We start from the raw sequence: 19048 nt of genomic DNA, 5'->3' as shown, positions 1-19048 counted from the left end.
TATCTTGTTATGATGGTTAACTAATTAAAAAGTAATATTCAAACCAAAAGCATATACAGCCTGCTGCATATAGTATTTACCATTAGCGGATTTAGCTTCCGGGTCAATCAATTCTTTCATAAACGGAGTCCATGTCCAGAGGTTTTGTCCGGAAGCATATACACGGGCAGAGCTGATACCAATAAAGTTCAGTGCCGAACGAGGCAAGGTATAACCGATTTCAATACTCTTCAAACGGATATAAGTAGCATCACGTACCCACCACGAAGAAGGTTGACGATGGTTATTCACCGTTACTTCACTGGTCAGACGGGGATAAGGTGCGTTCGTGTTATCCGGCGTCCAGTGATCACTGAATTGTAACTTAGTAGCCGAACCGGAATCAAAGAAAGGCATTACCAAAGTCTCCCCCAATGAAATGCTGGTACGGGTAGCCCCTTGAATCAATGCGTTCAGGTCGAAGTTCTTCCATTGGACAGTAGGAGCCAGACCGAAAATAATTTCGGGCGCCCAGTTAGAGAAGCCGATCACTGTCTGGTCGTGTCCGTCAATCTTTCCATCAGGCACGCCGTTAGGACCGCTTAAATCTTCGTAGCGCAAATCACCCGGATATACCTGTCCCCAAGGTTGAGTAGCGATGCCGGCCTTTAAGGAACCGTCAGGATTGAAGTCGTCATAAGTAAAGTACCCCAAAGCATTGTATCCGAACATTGTTCCGTCGGGACGTCCTGTTCTGCGACGATTCGGATTATTGAAGGTGGCTTCCGTCTCAAATACTTCATCCAGAATATTACGTGCGAAAGTGAAAGTACCTTTTGCACTGATCATCCAGTCTTTGCCGATACGTTTGTTGAAATTCAGAGATAAATCAATACCTTGATTGTGCATACTTCCCGCATTGACCTGTGACAAAGGAATACCATATTCTGCCGGAACCAATGCATTCGGAGCCATCAGCATATTCGAACGCTTCTCATAGAAATAGTCAGCTTCCAGAGAAAACATACCGTTCAATACGGAAAACTCCACACCGAAGTCAAACTTCTTAGCTTTCTCCCAAGTAATGTTCGGGTTCCCCTGCAAGTTCTCCCACATACCCATCATAGGTACACCGCCAAAGTTTACAGCGTTTCCGAATCCGTAATCACTCATATATTGATAGGAACTACCAGCCAAGTTTCCGGACTCACCATAAGAAAGACGCAATTTCAGTTTATCCATCCATTCGACATCTTTCATAAAGGATTCTTCCCGCAAGTTCCATCCCAGTGAGAAAGCAGGGAAGAAACCAAAACGTTTGCCTGGAGCAAAATAGTAGTGTCCGTCATAACGACCGGAAACTTCCGCCATATAACGGTTATCATAATTATATCCCAAACGGAATGCATAACCTACCTGACGTTCTTTCCAAGACGTACCACCGTTGCTGATATCGGCAGGGTCACTGCTTCCCGCATTGATTTCATCTATGTTAATATTATAATTCAGACGTTTGGCACTCATATTCCATACGTTTCTTTCGCGTGCTTCAATAACTCCGAGTCCGGTAACCGTATGCTTGCCGAAAGTCCGTGAGTAATTAATCATTCCCTGATAAGTCATGCTCACGCTTTCTTCAAGCGATTGTTCCAGATTCGGTTTCTCCGGTCCCTGGAATCCTTCCACGAATTGATACGGAGTTTGTGATGCATCCAGTGTGTATACAGGTATCGGTGTCAGATATTTCTTTTTCTTCACACGATACGGGTCGTAGTTGATTACTCCTTTGATGCTTAACCCTTGAATGAAGGGAAGCTGTTGCTCTATGGAGAGAGAAGTATTCAGTTGGTCGGCCGGCTCCTGACGATATCCGCTACGATAGGTCAGCCCGAAAAGTGACTTACCTACATATTGTCCCCACAGACCATTCGAGTACTGTATAGCAGAGATAGGAGGTGTACGATATGCCTGATACATGATGTCGCCTGTATCGGCACCCGGATAATTCTTCTTTTCGTGCCATCCACCCAGACTTAAACTGATTTTCGTATATTTGGTGGCATCCACGCTTAAATTAGCCAGCAGATTAAAACGCTGGTAATCGGTAGTACTCCACATTCCTTCCTGATAAGAATATCCTAAAGATACGTAGTACTGGAATTTATCGCTACCACCGGATAATTGCAAGTTGTGATTCGTAATCACAGAATTGTTTTGTACCAAGTCACGCAGACCGTTGCTATTAGGATAACGGTCAGGATCGGCATCGGGGTCTCCGGCACAGGTTTTCCGGTACATTTCCAGATCATGCTGTGAGTAGGCATAATAATTGGGATAACCTGCATTCATAGCCGCTTCGTTTTTCATCAAAGCATATTCATACGAATTAACCTGGTCAGTGATGCGGGTCGGGTTCTGAAAACCGATATATCCATTGTATGAAAGTACCGGAGCACCGCTTTTTCCCTTTTTTGTTGTTACCAATACTACCCCATTGGCACCGGCCATACCATAAGGAGCTACGGCAGCTGCATCTTTCAGGATAGTAATATCCTCGATCATATTCGGATCGATACGTGAAAAGTCACGGGGAACTCCATCCACTACGACCAATGGAGATTGGTTCCCTAATGTAGCCACACCACGGATTCTCAAATCAGAACCATCAGCTCCCGGTTCTCCCGATCCTTGTTTTGCAATGACTCCCGCCATACGACCTGCCAAACTATTAGAAATATTGATAACCGGCTTTTGCGCTACATCTTTAGTCTTCATGCTTGATACAGCAGCTGTAGAAGAAATCTTCTTCTGCGTACCGTAAGCCACAACCACTACTTCTTCCAGAATTTCAGAATCTTCTTCCATCACAATCTGAATGGCATTCTGATTGTTCACCGGAATATTCTTTGTGGAAAAACCCACATACGTAACCGCTAATACCGAATTGGAAGGCAAGGATAACGTGAATTTACCATCGATATCTGTGATCGTACCATTAGAAGCACTTCCCTGCTCCATGATGTTAGCTCCGATAATAGGCTCGCCACTTTTGTCTACTACGGTTCCTTTGACTATTATTTTTTTACCTATTGATTTTTTCTCTACCTGCGTTTTCTTCAATGAGATGTAGTTGTCGGCGTATTCATACGTCAGCCCTATTTGCGGCAATACATTTTCAAGCAATGCTTTTACCTGTTTATTCCGGGCATTGATTTTTACTTTCTGTTCGATATTGATGTCTTTTCCGTAGACAAACAAATATCCGGCCTGTTTTTCGACTTCTTGAATCAGTTCTTTTAGCGAAACCGAAGTTTTATTAATATTCACAACTGCTGTCTGTGCCTGGGCCTGGTATGTAAAAAGGTTAATAAACAGGACCAAAGCGAGCAGTGAAAAGATTTTTTTCATAACTTTGCTAAGTGATTTTGTTAGTACTTTATTTTAGGTTCACAAAAACGTGAAACAGAGAAAGTATTAATAGCTGAGGAATTGGGGAGAGTGTTGCACCACTTTCCCCCTTTTTATTCCTCGTTTTGATGTCTATTTACTTTCGTTTTATTCTACTCCGTTGTGTTACATAGGCATTAAACTTTTAATCAGATTATTAATATATCGTTATCTCTCGCTGTGACAGTATTTTGTACTCAAATAAGTCCGCACGGCTAATTGCTTTCAGAATCGTTTCAATCTGATCGCTTTGCCGGAACTTACCCGAAATAATCTTACTCAACAGAGATGGATCATCTACAGTAAAATGAATATCATACCATTGCTCCAATCTTTCCAGCACTTCGCCCAACGGTAATTCTTCAAAGTCATAAATTCCTTGTTCACGATATTCCTTTCCTCCAAAATGAGAGGAAGACTTTACCAGTTTTCCATCTACCAAAGATACTTTCTCGTCAGGCAATAAATTCACCGATTCTTCTGGAAATCCGGTAGAGCTAACCCTCACTTTACCCGAGAGCAAGTCTGTCTCAAACTTCTCACTGTTACTATAAGCATACACATTAAATTCCGTACCAAGCACTCTTACATCATACTTCTGCGTCTGCACTGTAAAAGGACGGGAAGCATCCTTTGTCACAGTGAAAAACCCCTCTCCATCCAGTTCTACCGTACGGGCATCGGACGAAAAAACAGAAGGCCACTTCAACGTAGAAAGCGAACTCAACCATGCCTCACTACCATCTGGAAGGGTTAAATGTACCCGTTGCCCTTTCGGAACTGTAATCTCCGTATAAGAAGGAGTCTCCGAGCCAACAAACATATACCAGGCGAGCATCCACGTCAGAGCAATCATAGCGGCTGCCGAAGTAGTATACCGCACGATTTGCAACACCCGTTTCCGCCTCAGCTTTTTCTCCTGACGGTTCATCATTGCTTCCAGATTCCGTTCGCCTTTCAAAGAATCATCTTCTCTGGGTAATAATCCGGACAGACCTACGATATTTTGCATTTCTGCAAATTCCCGTTTCATATCTTCGTTCTTTTCCAGTTCCTGAAAAAGCTCCCGTTTTTCCTCTTCGGTCGGTTCTCCGAAAAAGTATTGATTCCATTTCTCATTCATCATATTGCGCGCTTTTAATAAGAAGACACAGCAACTTACATTTACCACCAAAGGAAAATGAAAAAAAATCAAGGAAAATTTTAATGGGAGAAAAATGCAATTATCAAAAAGAGGGGAGTTATCATTCCGACAGAGTGAAAAACAGGGCAGTTTCAGATTCCGAATAAAAGCAATAAAGGCATACAATGGCGTAATTCTTCCCGAAGTTTCTTCAAGGCAATAGCCATTTGACCTTCTACCGTATTTTGCGAAATACCAAGGGATTCGGCTATTTCACGATATTTCATTCCCTTCAGCTTACTCATGACAAATATTTCCCGGCAACGTTCCGGTAAGTTATCAATTGCACGGCAGATATGTTTTTCTACTTCGTCTATCGACATTTGAGAGTCATCAAGTAATTGCAGGCTATAAAGTTTCAGTTTAAACTCCTGCTCCATAATATCAGAAAGCGGCTGCCTGCGGTCTACTATAGAAAGTTGTGAACAAAGGAAGTTCAGACAACGATGCTTGACAGCGGAGAAAAGATATGCATCGGGCTGTTGCAGTTCCGGAAGTATCTCTTTACGTTCCCATAAATAGAGGAAAAAATCTTGTACTATATTCTCTGCGTCTCCCATAGCTCCTACATAAAGGGAAGCGAAACGAACCAAACGGGCATAGTAGGAAACATAAAGCTTTGAGAAAAGCTTTTGTGCTGTCAAGGGTTCGGAAGATGGAAGAGAATGTATCATAAACCTCATATTAGATGCACAAAGGTAACAAAAGAAACAGCAAAGACAAAGCCTGACTTTAAATTCCTATTGTATGACCGGTACAGATCAAATCAATTAAGATTCTCTCCGTACCGGTCAATGAAAAGTATACTAAAACCTATTGAAACTACTTGGAATAAGAATATGGGAAGTCTGCCGGTTGGGTACCTCTTGGCTGATTCGGAACGCTGTCCATCGACAGATTCAGTTCTCCGCCCTGTTTCAGTTCATCATGCGTCAGATAGTTGCGTGTGAATTCTTGTCCATTCAACAGAGCTTTCCTTATGTATGGACGGTCTGCCGCATTATCTGCTGCTGAAACGACGAAGTTTTTTCCTTCGGGAAGATGCAGAGTTACCTTTTTAAATAACGGAGAACCTACCGCATATTCAGGCATTCCCGAACAAACCGGATAGAAGCCCATAGCAGAAAATACATACCAGGCAGATGTCTGCCCGTTGTCCTCGTCGCCACAGTATCCTTTACTTCCGGAATTATAGAGTTTGTCCATAACATTACGGAGATGGTACTGTGTTTTCCAGGGCTGACCGATATAATCATACAAGTAAATGGCATGCTGCACTGGTTGGTTGCCATGCGCATATTGTCCCATATTCAAGGCAACCATCTCAGCTATTTCGTGGATAACGAAACCATAGGTTCCATAGTTATAGGTGTTCGGAGCCACAAACATAGAGTCGAGTCGGGCTATCATCGGTTCATGTCCGCCCATCAATTCGGATAAGCCTTCCGGATCGTGAAACACACTCCAAGTCCAGTGCCAGGAACTTCCTTCTGTGAAAGGGCCGCCCCATTCCGTAGCATCAAAACGATCACGCCAGTTGCCTTTGGCATCTTTTGTCCACATAAAACCGTGTTCCGGATAATAGAGATTGCGGTAATTTTGGGCTTTCTGATAATACTGGTCTGCGATATCCTGTTTACCCAGCGATTCCGCAAAGCGGGCGATACACCAGTCAGCATAAGCATATTCGAGTGTTTTGGCTGTAGCTTCGGGAACTTCCGGATAAGGTACATAACCGAGCTTATCATAATACTCGAAGCCGTCACGCCCTACAGAAGCTATTTCCGCATGGCGGGCTTGTGTCTGATGAATCATCGCTTCCAGAGCTTTTTCGGCATCTACCGTTTGTATCCCCTTCATCCATGCATCGACTAATAAGGAAACAGAGTTATTGCCAATCATACAACCACGATGACCGGGACTCGCCCATTCGGGCATAAAGCCACTTTCATTATAAGCATTAATGATAGATTGCGTCACACGTTCCGAAACTTCCGGATATAGCAATGTGAATAACGGATGAACCGCACGGAACGTATCCCAGAAACCATTGTCAGTATACATATAACCATCATGCACGTTACCGTCATAAGGACTGTAATAAACAGGATTTCCTTGTGAATCAAACTCATAGAACTCACGCGGGAAAAGTAATGTACGATACAGGCAGGAATAGAAGGTACGAAGTTGTTCGTCTGTTCCTCCTTCCGCTTCTACACGTCCGAGATAGTTATTCCACTGTTCACGGGCTTTCCCGCTGATTAGTTGTACATCCGCATCGGCTACTTCACGATTAAAGTTGATGGCAGCCTGTTCGGGACTGATAAAAGAAGAGGCTGTACGTATGGTCAGCTTTTCACCTGCCGGAACATCAAATTTCAGATAGGCACAGGTATAATCGGCCGCTACATCGGTTTGATGGTGCAACAAAGTATCTCCATTGTAAGTACCGTATTCTATGACGGGATGACTGAATTCCATCATAAAGTAATTAGCGAAGTTATCCGGCACACCTCCGTTATTATAACGTGTTGCACCTTTTACCAGCCGTTTTTCCGGTTCAATCGTTATTGAACTTCCTCCGTTGTATGCATCTACCACTACATACTGGTCTTCCTTTTCAGGGAAAGAGACTTCGAATACAGCTCCGCGGGAAGTAGCAGAAAGAGAAGTCTGCAATCCGTTATTGAATGTAACACTGTAGTTATAAGGAGTCGCTTTCTCCTGTTGATGTGAGAACGGAACCAGACGTTCTTTGTGACTCATTTTCAGTTCTCCGGCAAGCGGCATAATGGAAAATGTACCATAGTCATTTATCCAGGGACTGGGCTGATGTGTCTGCCGGAAACCGCGCATCAGACTGTCAGTATACGTATACATCCATCCGCTACCATTCTCCCCCGTCTGCGGACTCCAGAAGTTCATCCCCCAAGGTACCGCCACAGCAGGATAAGTATTACCATGCGAAAACGCAAAAGTAGACTCGGTACCCATCAAAGGATTCACGTAGTCTACAAACTCTACCGTCTTCTTTGACTGCTGACACGAAGTGAGCAGAAAAGGAAAACAGATTGATAAGAAAAACAATCTTGTAACCATATCTATTATTATTTGCTTAAGTTTCACAAGCCTTCTGTATCACTTCTCCTTCCACGTTAAAACAGAGAAAACCATGCAGAAAGCCTGTGAAACTCAGGTTAATTAAAATACCTCACTCAGATACTTCTTCGTCTGTTCCGGACGCTGGCTCATACGCAAACGCCATACCAGTTCCTGCATATTTACGACTTCAAAACTATCGTTCAGATGTCCTGCACAAAGCTTTGCCGCTCCGGCTCCACGAATATCCCCGGACTGGTTCTCAATCAGCGGATCTTCCGTCTGTCCGTGATCGGAGAAATTACTCCATGCATGCACACATACGACAGAAAAACTTTCCTGCTGTGCTTCCTGTTTCAATCTTCCGGCAATATAGGCAGGGGTACCTTCACGTTCTGCATTCCGGTTTCCAAAATTCCACAAAGAGTATTTCACCGTAATGACCGGGATATCATACCCTGCTTTATTCGTTACCCAAATAACGTCTCCTTCACCTCCTGCATAAGGGCTATACTGAAGCGCTACGATACCTTCCAACTGGTCATTGGCATCTACATAAGCCTGAAATGCTTCTTTGGCAGCCTCTGATTTTACGTTCATAGCCATTACACCCAGCAGTTTCACACGATGTTGACGCATATGCGCCGAAAGGCGTTCTGCCACGACTTTCAGATTCTTCGCCCGGTCGCCATTCTCGCTATAATTGTCTACGTAATAGTAACCGCCTCCCAGCATTTCCAAAATAGAGCAATTCGGCTTTTGCTGACTCAACAGATTATCGAATTGTGCCGGTGCCATCATCGGAAGCACTGAAGCAGCAATACCATACGTCATCCGTACTTCTTCCGACTCCGCCGCATTATAGAAATCTTTAAAGTCATTCATCATCCACTGAATATTGTCACCATCGGAAAGGAAGAAAGAAACGAAATTCTTTTTCTTTGTATAATCCAGAAACTGCGGATTCTTCACGCGAGCCAATGTCGATTTCTGACGTTGAGAATAAAGCAATGAAGTCAAGGAGTGATTATAACTCCAGTCACAAGGAATCATCGGATGACCGCTTTTGGAAACCAAATCGACAAAAGCATCTTCACTTACTCCCTGTTCCCATCCGTAGACAGGTGCATTCGGCTCCAGCCAGGCAAGGATTTCTTTCAGCAAAGCAGTGTTTTGTCCGGCTATCGAAGTTCCCTGACGCTTATTCAAGTTCAATACGAAAAGCTCATTCTTAATGGCAAACTCACGCAATTCACCGGTTTGTACAGGCATGATCACCAATGCTTTGTTGCTGCATTTGTCTTTGAACTCCGCCCATGCCTGTGCAGTAGTTTTGCTTCTTGCATCATATTTCATGGTATATCCTGCTTCTTCATAATACTCTTTGTCACGGACATCCACAATAATAGAATTATAAACATGAGAAGCAACAGATGCTACGACACCACTCTCCGGATTATGCTCAATATCCGTCAAAACATATCCGTCGAACATTCCTTTCAGCTGAATAGTCACTCCGTCGGACGGACCATAATCATTACGTGCCAGTTCCAGTCCGCTCTGCATCCCCTGTTCGTGGATACCCATATCTTCGAGTGCCTGCTTAGACAGTTTATAAGAATCACTACCACCGTGATCGTGCAGCCAAACGGCTATTTCACTTGTTCCCTGTTCTACGGCACGATTAGCCAGACCGGCCAATGACTGACACATCAGGTGGTACTGCAATCCGCGTACTTTCTCTGTTTGTCCCAGCTCATTACGGCTGCCTACCGTTACGACTTCCACACAATTCCAGTACTTCTTCGGTTTCACCTTCATTTCCGGCATATAGTATTGCCCCACATTACTGATCGGATCATAAGCATCTGTATAAAGGGACGTGTTGTTTTCTTCGTTCAATCCTTGATTGATTTCCGGTGATTCGTACACTTCACAACTAGCCATTGTCAGGCTGAGCAACAGTGCAGCGCCACATATAGTCGTTTTCATAATTACTTCTTTCATTTGTTAGTTAACCATTAATCAATAACCTTCATTCTGAGATAATCCATCTACTTTGTTCCGTTCATCTTGCGGAATGGGGCGTACCAGATGGTTCTTGTTCAAATTATCATACTTCACCACAAACGGATTGTATGCAGGTACACGTGTCAGCAGTGTCTGAGTACGTTTCAAGTCAAACCAGCGGTCATGCTCTCCCATCAACTCACGGGCACGTTCATCCATGATAACGTTTATATCCAGATCTGTCAGCTTCATTGCTTCATAAGCGGTCGCATCTTTAGCGGCACGCTTACGTATACTGTTGATGCGTTCCAATGCCAGTTTCTTGTTTCCGGCACCCAGATAAGCCTCAGCACACAACAGGTAGGTATCACCCAAGCGGAAAATGACATCTTCACGAGAGCCGCCTTCGCCCCATTGTATCTTGGTATCGCTGAACTTCCGTACCATCGGCATACGATCTGAAGCAGTTTCTAATACAGGAAGTGCCGTAGATTGCGGATACCACACATATTCATCGTCCTGCTTGAACGGATAAAACCTTTTCGCATTATTACTCATACCCGATTTATCGTTCCAACGGGGGAAATAGATTCCCAGCTTACCGTAATCAGCATTATCCGGATTGTTTATGTAATATTCACGTTTGAACGTCGCATCGTAACGGGTATCCGCTTCCGGGTCCGTATAAAGCTCGTGCGCTTTCGGATTCACCCAGTATTTACGGGAAACACTAGAGTAATCATTCTGATTCTTAATGAACAGATCCGGCTCCAATGCTACAATATTAAATCCGAACTGTGCCTGTTGCGGATTTCCATCACCCCGATAGTTCTTATCCAGTCCATATTGAATCGCCCAGATCACTTCCGAATTAGCCTGATTGTTTTCATCGAACAAAGCAGCATAGTTTTCCTGCAAAGCATAACCGGAGGCCGGATTCTCTACCAGCAAATCAAATGTCGTTGCTGCATTGGAGAAGTCGTCTGTTTCAGCAAAGGATTTGTAAGCACGTGTCAGATACATTTTTCCTAAAAAGTGAATCACTGCCGCATTCGTCACCTTTCCGGCAGAAATCGTGGTCATGTCCAGTTTATCCTTTATATCATTCAGTTCGGTAATGATGAAAGTGTAAATAGCCTGTTCGCCGGTACGTTCCGCCTGCTGGATAACGCTTGTATTCTCTTCGGTGAGCAAAGGTACGGGACCGAATGTTTCTACCAGATAATAGTAAGCCATCGCCCGGAAAAAGCGGGCTTGTGCGGTCAGCGAAGTATAATCGCTTCCTGCAATATCCGGTGTGCAGCGATTCAGCAGGATGTTACTTTCCTGCACAATCTTATAGAGTACTTTCCAATAATCGCCAACAATCGGAGCGGTGGAGTTGAAAGTTTTGTCATAGCCGTTGAACATACGTTCGGCAGGTTCTTCGGAGATAGCCATGTAGATATCAGTTCCGTAATACTGCAATTCGCCTGTATTGAAAACATTGCGGTAACGGGCATTGATATCTGTCAACAATTTCTTTTGTCCTTCTTTAGTATTATAGAAATCGTCCGTTACTGCCGAAGGGTTATAACTATCCAGAAAATCGGAGCATCCGCTTAGCAAACAGATTGCTAACAGTGCCAAATATTTAATTTGTTCTTTTACTCGTTTCATAAGGTTTCAAGTATTTAGAAGGTTAAATTCACTCCAAAAGTAAATGTCATCGGATAAAGTGACAAAGACTTGTATACGTCTTCACCAATCGTTTCGGGATCCGGACCGAGATAGTCGGTGAAAGTAAACGGATTCTGCACATTGATGTAAGCACGTGCATTTTTCATTTTCATCTTCTTCATCCAGTTTTCCGGAAGGGTATATCCCAACGTGATATTCTGTATTTTCAGGAACGAACCGGAGATCTTACCTAATACCTGAGTATGGTAGGATTGCGCACCGATCTGCTGGTACTCATTGCTGTGGTTTTCCGGAGTCCAGTACTTCACATTCAGTTTGTTCCAGTGTTCATTATCCCATGCGGTAAACATATAAGTGAAGTCATCATTGTAGACACCACCGATACGTGCATACATATAGAAAGACAAATCCCAGTTCTTGTAAGTAAAGGTATTGGTCATACCTGCTGTCCAGTCGGGTGACGGAGAGCCGAGTACTTTATAGTCACGTTCATCAATCACATAGTTCTCGTCCAGATCGGCTACACGGATATGTCCCGGCACTTGTCCGTATTTAGCAGCCAGTTCCTTATCTTCCGTCTGCCAAATTCCTACCTTTTCCAGATCATAGATCACCTTCATCGGCTGACCGATGAACCAGCGGTTAGCCAAGTCATCCTTTTTATCACCGTAGAGGTCTACAATCTTATTACGGTTCAGAGAGAAAGTCAGATTTGTCTTCCATGTGAAGTCTTTCTTTGAGACGTTCACCGTGTTCAGACCTATTTCCACCCCTTTATTGGAGGACGTTCCTATATTCTCAAGGATAGAGCCATAACCGTTGAGGTTACCTACCGAACGGGCGAAAATCAAATCTTTCGTAGTACGGTTATACACATCAATCGTACCGTTGATACGATTATTCAGGAAGCCGAAATCAATACCGTAGTTCCACTCCGAAGTCATCTCCCAACGAAGATCTTTGTTACCTTTGCGGTCGCCTAATCCGAAAGCATTTTCACCTTTACCTCCATAGATATAATGTGTTAGGTCCAGCTTTGTCCAGGTAATATCATGGTCAATACTGTTATTTCCCGATTTACCCCAGCTGACCCGGAGTTTCAGATTATTCAGCCAGTCTACGTTTTTCAGGAAATTCTCATTCTTCATCTGCCAGCCGACAGCTGCCGACGGCATAAATCCCCACTGATTGCCGGTAGCCAGACGGGAAGTTCCGTCATATCGCCCTGTTACAGTAAACAAGTACCGATCCATCAACGTATAGTTGACACGTCCCATGAAAGAAAGCATGGATGACTCCCAATAGTAACTCTTCACGTCACGGATTTCTTCGGCTGTTTCGATCGCATGCCAGTCCGAGTTGTAAGGCAGACCATCGCCACGCATTTCCGAACCCTTATGAGTTTCTTTCTGTACGCTATACAAACCGATAGCATTCAGACGGTGAATATTCTTCCAGGTTTTATCATAAGTAATGATATTGTCCCATACCCAATTCATATTCCGTCCTTCTTTCCGGTAAGCTTCCGGTGCATTGAGACCTCCTTTGGCTTGTGTCATCGTACCTACCCATTCTCCGTAAACGTCCGAATCATACTGAACCGCAATCTGCGATTTAAAGCTCAGTCCTTTGATCGGCTGATATTCCAGATAACCGGAGAAGTTGGTATAGTTTGCTTCTTTCTCTCTTTTATTATTTTCAATCTGAACAAATGGATTGATCTTGCTGGAAGTCGGCTGACAATTAAACAGGTAGCTTCCGTCCTTATCGTACGGGCTGACCGTAGGCGGCAGGAAGTATGCATTAATCAAAGCATCATTGGCTCCTTCATTCGTGTTATTCAGAGAAACATAGCTGTTAATCCCAGTTTTGAATTTATCAGAAAAACGATATTCCAACCCAACATTAGCCGTAATACGTTCAAAGCTTTCATCGCCTACCATACCGTCATCCTTCAAGTATCCCAAGCCGAATGAGAAAGAGAGTTTGTCTGTACCTCCGGTAGCGGAAACAGAATGACTGGTAGTCAATGCATTCTGCGACAGTTCACGCAACCAGTCATAGTATTCGCCATGTTTGATACGGCGTTTTTCATCATCAGTCAAGAAGTCCGGACGGCTCAGTGAAGCATCACCATACTTCTTTTTCCACAAAGCGGTGCGATAGTCTACATATTCCAGTCCATTGCCCATGTTACCAATCATTTCAGGAATACGGGTAGGAGTCTTGAAACCAACGTAACCCGAATAGTCGATATTAAAGCCCTGACGTTTGTTAGCCCCTTTGGTAGTGATAATCACCACCCCGTTTGCACCACGCGAACCGTAGATTGCACTGGAAGAGGCATCTTTCAAAATGTCGATAGATTCAATATCGGCAGAGTTCAGATGACGCATTCCTGTTTGGGAAGGTACTCCGTCAATCACGTATAAAGGTTCATTCGAGAAATTGAACGAGTTGATACCGCGAATCTCTATTTTCGTATCCGAACCGGGACGATTGGAAGTCTTATTCACAAGTACACCACCGACACGTCCGTTCAGTGTTTCAGTGACATCGGTAGTCACCAGTTTACTTAATTCTTTGCTGGTAACGGATTGGATAGAACCTGTCAAATCTTTCTTTTCTACCGTACCATAACCAATAACGACTACTTCATTCAACTGCTTGGAATCATCTTTCAACTGAATGGTAAGGCTCGACTGATTCTGGTTTACAGTCAGTTCCTGCGTCACGTATCCTATAAAAGAAACAGCAATCGTTTTTCCTTTCGGAACCTGAAGACTAAAATTACCATCCAAGTCAGTCACCGTACCGGTAGACATTCCTACCACCTGAACGCTGGCTCCGGGCAACGGTTCTTTTAAAGCGTCTACTACCACACCTTTTACTGTAAGCACCTGCTGTGCCTGCACACTTACCCATCCGCACATCAGAAGTAGCAGGCAGAGGAAAGCCTTTATTTTTATCGTATTATTTTTCATACTCTTCGTCTGTCTATTAAGGTTAGTTCTCAACTTTAAACCATTTGTAGTTACCTACAATTTTCGCAACGTGTTTTCCTGTCTTATCCGGAATGTTGGTAACGTCTTCGGCCACTGTCGTGAAATCCCATGCACATACCAGTCCGCTTTCTGTTCCCGTTACATCCGAGTTCATCAACGTTTTTACTTCATTCGCCGATTTCGCAGTACTCCACATACGGAATTTCTTAATAAATCCGGTCATACAGCGTGTGTTGTCAGTCGGTTCCTGGAATGCCCACATATTCTGGTTACGGGTGTTAGGCATATAATTCTGTAATACTCCGGCATCATTCTTCACATCATTTGTCTTACTGAAGAATAATTCACCATTGACATACATCTTCAACTGTCCTTCAGACAAAGTATTATCCCACACCGTCACGACATGATTCCATTTACCAAAATTATCAGGATAAGCGCGGCCTTCTTCCAATACGCGGCCTTCCTGTGGTCCCATACCGATCGTTGTACGAAGATTTGAGCCTAAGAAGTTGATCATCCATCCTTCATTCGGCTGCTTACCGTCAAAAGTAGAGAGGAAACTTCCAATTCCCGACTCAAAGAAACCGGCATCATACTTCACCCAGCTTTCTACGGTGAAAGTATTACCGCCACCATAAGCAGGATCGGACCCAAATTCAATACGCCCTTTACCGTCAATACCGAATACCTTTAATTCGGCAGGCGTACCCGGTTGCAATGTCTGTTGATAGGAATCCTGAAATTCGGCAATTGCTTTTTCGGCGGCTATACAGTAGTTATCTATTTCATACTGTAGAACAAAGTAGCCTGCCATACCTTTAGAAATACCTGTTTGCAGTTCTTCGACAGCTTTTTGCAGGTTCTGGGCATTTGCCAATGGGAAAGTACCGTCACTTGTACCGATCTTTGCGGTATCAAGCATGTTTGTCATGTCGGTCAGATGCGTGTACATGCATTCAAGTGCAATAGGCCGCACCGAATCGCCGTTATCGCTCTTGCACGAGCTGATACACCAAACCAACAAACTGAATAAACAAAGTTTCATAAAGAATCTTGTTTTCATACGTATTAGGTTTTTAAATAAAACAATAAGTAAATAACATCGCTGCAAACATAATGTAGCGAGGTTAAGCAACTTATTAGTGATGGGTTAATAACGGATTAATAAGCGAATAAATATCATTAACCGATATGTTTTTATCGATGAAAAGGAGGATTTTTGCTCATCAGCTCTGCATAAGAAGTAGAATATTCTTCATTCATCATTTGCTTGTACTCACGCACAAACAGGGAATATTGCAGAATCGCTTCTTGTGACGAACCTGTATGGTTAAGGGCATGCATACCATAGGCCAGTGCCAGCTCATTAACCGGATCAACCCGGAAAAGCACATTACAGAAACGAATGACGGCATCATACTTATGCTGCTGATACAGACGTTCGATTTCCAGTGGCAGAAAGGAAGACAAGAACTCTTCTACTTTTTGTTTGAAGTGGTCCATCATCCCCGCATCCATACCATCAAGGAATTTGCCACGCATTAATAAAATGCCGAGTTCATTCTCCACCTCTTCAGCATTCTTCAAGGTGCGGAAACGGAAATAATCACAATAACAGTCAGTAAACACCAGTCTGAAATATCCCTTGTCGTGTACAAGTTCCACTCCATCCAGCTCAGCCAGATTTTTGCGAATCTGATTGATCGTTACCCCTTTCAGGTTTTTCACCTTGTCGTCGGGTTTATCGGCCCAGAAAACCTCATTCAAGGAGGCAGATAATACTCCATTATGGGTACTATGAAGCAAGATATAGATGAAAACCTGCCGTAAACGGGAACTGAACAAATGAGTAATATCCCGCCCATTCCGGTCAATTACCGTAAAAGGACCGAATAAATAAACTGCATTCGGACGAACGAGGGATGACTCAAAATCTTCTTTTGCAAGCGTTTCTTTTCCCTGTACACTTTTATCCGGTTCTCTCCCGACAGGTGGTGACATGAGCACAGAAGATGATTCCGGAACCGCATTTCTTTGTTTTCCCCGCTTTCTCCTGACAAACAGCACACCTCCGGCAAGCAATAATACTCCTATTCCTGCCATTATCCATAACCAACGAATCTCCAGAGAAGACCTGGAACCGTAAGAACGGATTTCATCCAGAGAAACCGGAGGGGCGGACAACACATAAGTCCGAATCACCGTATGCCCCTTCTTGTCAAATTCCGTGGTCGTACAGTAATACTCATGCGTCAATGAATTATAGTAAAGGTTAGCATTCGTCATAATCTCTTCCGAACGCATCGGGATGGAATCTCCCAAAGCCTTCATCGTTCCATCATCAACCGTCAAGCGATAAAGTTGCAGATAGGTATCCGAAAGATATTCCGGATAACACAGGGCATAGATATACTTCTCATCAGGTGTCAATATCATATCACGGGCGACGACCAAACGATGATCCGAAGCGTTCTGCCACAAACGTCGCACAGACTGCTGCTTTCTGTCAAGCAGATAAAGATCGTGAAGATAATTTCGGCCTACACTCTGCTCACCCGATTCATTTCCCATCCCGCCAAAGACATAGACATGCTCCCGGTTCTTATTGACTGCCATACCCGAGAAATAACGGGGGATAATCCGGTCGCCGGAATAAGAAAGGGTGTCCCAACGGTCGGCTTCGATATCATATTCGAGGAATGTATTATTAAAACGCTTATTACCAAAACCGCCAAAAACGAGATACTTCCCGGTTGTTTCATCCCAAAAGCCGTCATGATGGTGCAACTGTACCGGCAAGGCTGCTACTCCGGTCTGTTTCCACTCCCGATTATTCAGATCGAGCGCCGCTACCGTAGCATCTCCCAACGGCAGGTTATTTAATTCATAAACATAAAGTTTGCCATCCGTTGTATTCATGAAGTGAGTAGCCAGCTGCAATTTTACGGGTAGCTTGTTGCTATAAGAATACTTTTGTGGCTGACGTTTCAACAGATTATAAGTAAAAAGTGAATCCTGGCTGAAAATAATCAGTCGCTGACTGTCCGGTTCAAAAGTGATTCCCGAAGGAGTCTGAAAAGAATACTCAAAAAGTTTCTCCCAATGATAAGAACCGTTGATGAGCCACACCGGATTGACAACCGTACCCAAAACCTTCCCTGTAGAAGTATGCACTTCTTCCCCTTCATTTTCATTCAGAGGGAAAGTATATGAATGACTTCTGTCACCTTCCAGCTTCAGATTGCGGATGGCAAAAGTGGGCATATCCAGAATATAGTCATAACGTCCGAAGAACAGGTGCGGACAAAAAGTCTCTTTCAATCCTAAAGAAGTGATCTTCTTTTCGTTATCTCCGATACGAATCGTAAGTACGTCCTGTTGCAAATCGAATGCAAAAGACACAGGAATCCATTGATAAGCCAGTGCATCATTCCGCAGATTTAAAGAATAATGATTCTCTTTTCCGTCGGTATTAAACTTGAATGTACTGTTTTCACCGTCCAGATAAGTATACGTAAAGCTATATTTAGTTTTCCCCTGATCTTCCTTCAGCAGAAAAACATATCCAAAAGTATCAAAATCGCGAATAGAAAGTTCAAAGCTCAACTGAAAGTTTTTCGTAAAACAAGGTATCTCCCCTTCCTGAAATATCTGAAGAGAAGTCCTTTCTTTAATTTCTTTATCATTAGCCTGAAACAACAATCCTTGCGAATAAGCAAACAGAGTCATTCCAGTCAGTAGGAATAAGAGGCAAAGCCTACGTCGTATCATAGTCTTTCGATTTATTATCACAAATATACAGGATTATTTTAAATAACCGCCTAAGCAGATGGAAATCACCTTTGTCGGTACCCTACAGTTCCGGCTATTTCTTTCTTTAATCCACCCTTTTTTCTATCATCCAGTCATTTCCTTCCGCCCATATACTTACCTGATATCTTCTCCTGTTACCGTGTATAAATAAGACAGTCAACCACTTCTTATGCTTCATCGTCTAATGTATATTTAAGTTAGCAACGTGCAAAAGTAAGAAAAGAAATAGATACCATCCATGATAGAATGCAAATTAATAAGTAACTTTGCAGAAATTTGAATCAGTACAGACTATGTGGATACTTATTATAAGTTTGGTGTTGCTAGGTATCATCGCATTGATAGCCGGATATATCCGCAACAAAAGACTGCAACAGAAGATAGAAAAAGGTGAGCTGGACCGTATGCCGGAAGTGAAAGAAGCAGATATAGAATGCTGCGGACAACACGAAGTGTGCGAGAAAGATAGTTTGCTTGCCGCCGTAAGCAAGAAAATTGAATATTACGATGACGAAGAACTGGATCAGTTCATCGGAAAGGAAGCAAATGCGTATACTGACGAAGAAACAAACCAATTCAGGGATGTGTTATATACCATGCAGGACATTGATGTCGCAGGCTGGGTACGTAGTTTGCAACTACGGGGTATCGAGTTGCCGGATGACCTCAAAGATGAAGTCTTTCTGATTATCGGAGAGAGAAGGAAGGGGGAGAGGTAATAAGTAATAAGTATTTGGTATTAGGTATTAAGTATTAGGAGGGCGTTGAAGTTGTTTTTATTGATGGATGGCATTATTCTTGCTTTGATTTTTAATTTTCAATCTTTAAT

10 protein-coding genes are annotated in these 19048 nt (G+C 43.3%); 1 reads left to right on the top strand and 9 read right to left on the bottom strand.

The annotated features are described in order from the left end of the window. Positions 1 to 24 precede the first annotated feature (24 nt). From NBH01_RS12775 to NBH01_RS12735, 9 genes are all read right to left on the bottom strand, one after another. Complete coding sequence (locus NBH01_RS12775) at positions 25 to 3387, bottom strand: SusC/RagA family TonB-linked outer membrane protein (protein WP_225679634.1); 3363 nt, start codon at positions 3385 to 3387, stop codon at positions 25 to 27. Positions 3388 to 3583: 196 nt separating this feature from the next. Further along, positions 3584 to 4552, bottom strand: a complete 969-nt coding sequence (locus tag NBH01_RS12770; protein WP_011108163.1) for a FecR family protein — start codon at positions 4550 to 4552, stop codon at positions 3584 to 3586. Positions 4553 to 4701: 149 nt separating this feature from the next. Then, complete coding sequence (locus tag NBH01_RS12765; RefSeq protein WP_225679636.1) at positions 4702 to 5283, bottom strand: RNA polymerase sigma-70 factor; 582 nt, start codon at positions 5281 to 5283, stop codon at positions 4702 to 4704. Between the two features lie 148 nt (positions 5284 to 5431). Beyond that, positions 5432 to 7708 (bottom strand): GH92 family glycosyl hydrolase, encoded by a 2277-nt coding sequence (locus tag NBH01_RS12760; protein WP_250700136.1) that lies wholly within the window; start codon positions 7706 to 7708, stop codon positions 5432 to 5434. A gap of 102 nt (positions 7709 to 7810) precedes the next feature. Further along, positions 7811 to 9700 carry a GxGYxYP domain-containing protein gene (locus NBH01_RS12755; RefSeq protein WP_224200475.1) on the bottom strand — a complete coding sequence of 630 codons (1890 nt, stop codon included), beginning with the start codon at positions 9698 to 9700 and terminating at the stop codon, positions 7811 to 7813. Positions 9701 to 9733: 33 nt separating this feature from the next. Then, complete coding sequence (locus NBH01_RS12750) at positions 9734 to 11377, bottom strand: RagB/SusD family nutrient uptake outer membrane protein (protein WP_225679640.1); 1644 nt, start codon at positions 11375 to 11377, stop codon at positions 9734 to 9736. A 14-nt stretch (positions 11378 to 11391) separates the two neighbouring features. Beyond that, positions 11392 to 14382 (bottom strand): SusC/RagA family TonB-linked outer membrane protein, encoded by a 2991-nt coding sequence (locus tag NBH01_RS12745; protein ID WP_234141318.1) that lies wholly within the window; start codon positions 14380 to 14382, stop codon positions 11392 to 11394. Positions 14383 to 14404: 22 nt separating this feature from the next. Next, a complete protein-coding gene (locus tag NBH01_RS12740) occupies positions 14405 to 15469 on the bottom strand; it encodes a LamG-like jellyroll fold domain-containing protein (RefSeq protein ID WP_225679644.1) in 1065 nt (354 codons plus the stop codon). A 134-nt stretch (positions 15470 to 15603) separates the two neighbouring features. Further along, a complete protein-coding gene (locus NBH01_RS12735) occupies positions 15604 to 18177 on the bottom strand; it encodes a Kelch repeat-containing protein (protein ID WP_225679646.1) in 2574 nt (857 codons plus the stop codon). 335 nt (positions 18178 to 18512) lie between these two features. Between NBH01_RS12735 and NBH01_RS12730 the strand changes: the two genes are divergently transcribed. Next, positions 18513 to 18938 (top strand): YidH family protein, encoded by a 426-nt coding sequence (locus NBH01_RS12730; protein WP_151209498.1) that lies wholly within the window; start codon positions 18513 to 18515, stop codon positions 18936 to 18938. Positions 18939 to 19048: the final 110 nt, after the last annotated feature.

The sequence above is a fragment of the Bacteroides sp. B1-V-101 genome (genome assembly GCF_023656585.1).
Taxonomy (GTDB): domain Bacteria; phylum Bacteroidota; class Bacteroidia; order Bacteroidales; family Bacteroidaceae; genus Bacteroides; species Bacteroides thetaiotaomicron.
This window is presented reverse-complemented; position numbering and strand designations above follow the sequence as displayed.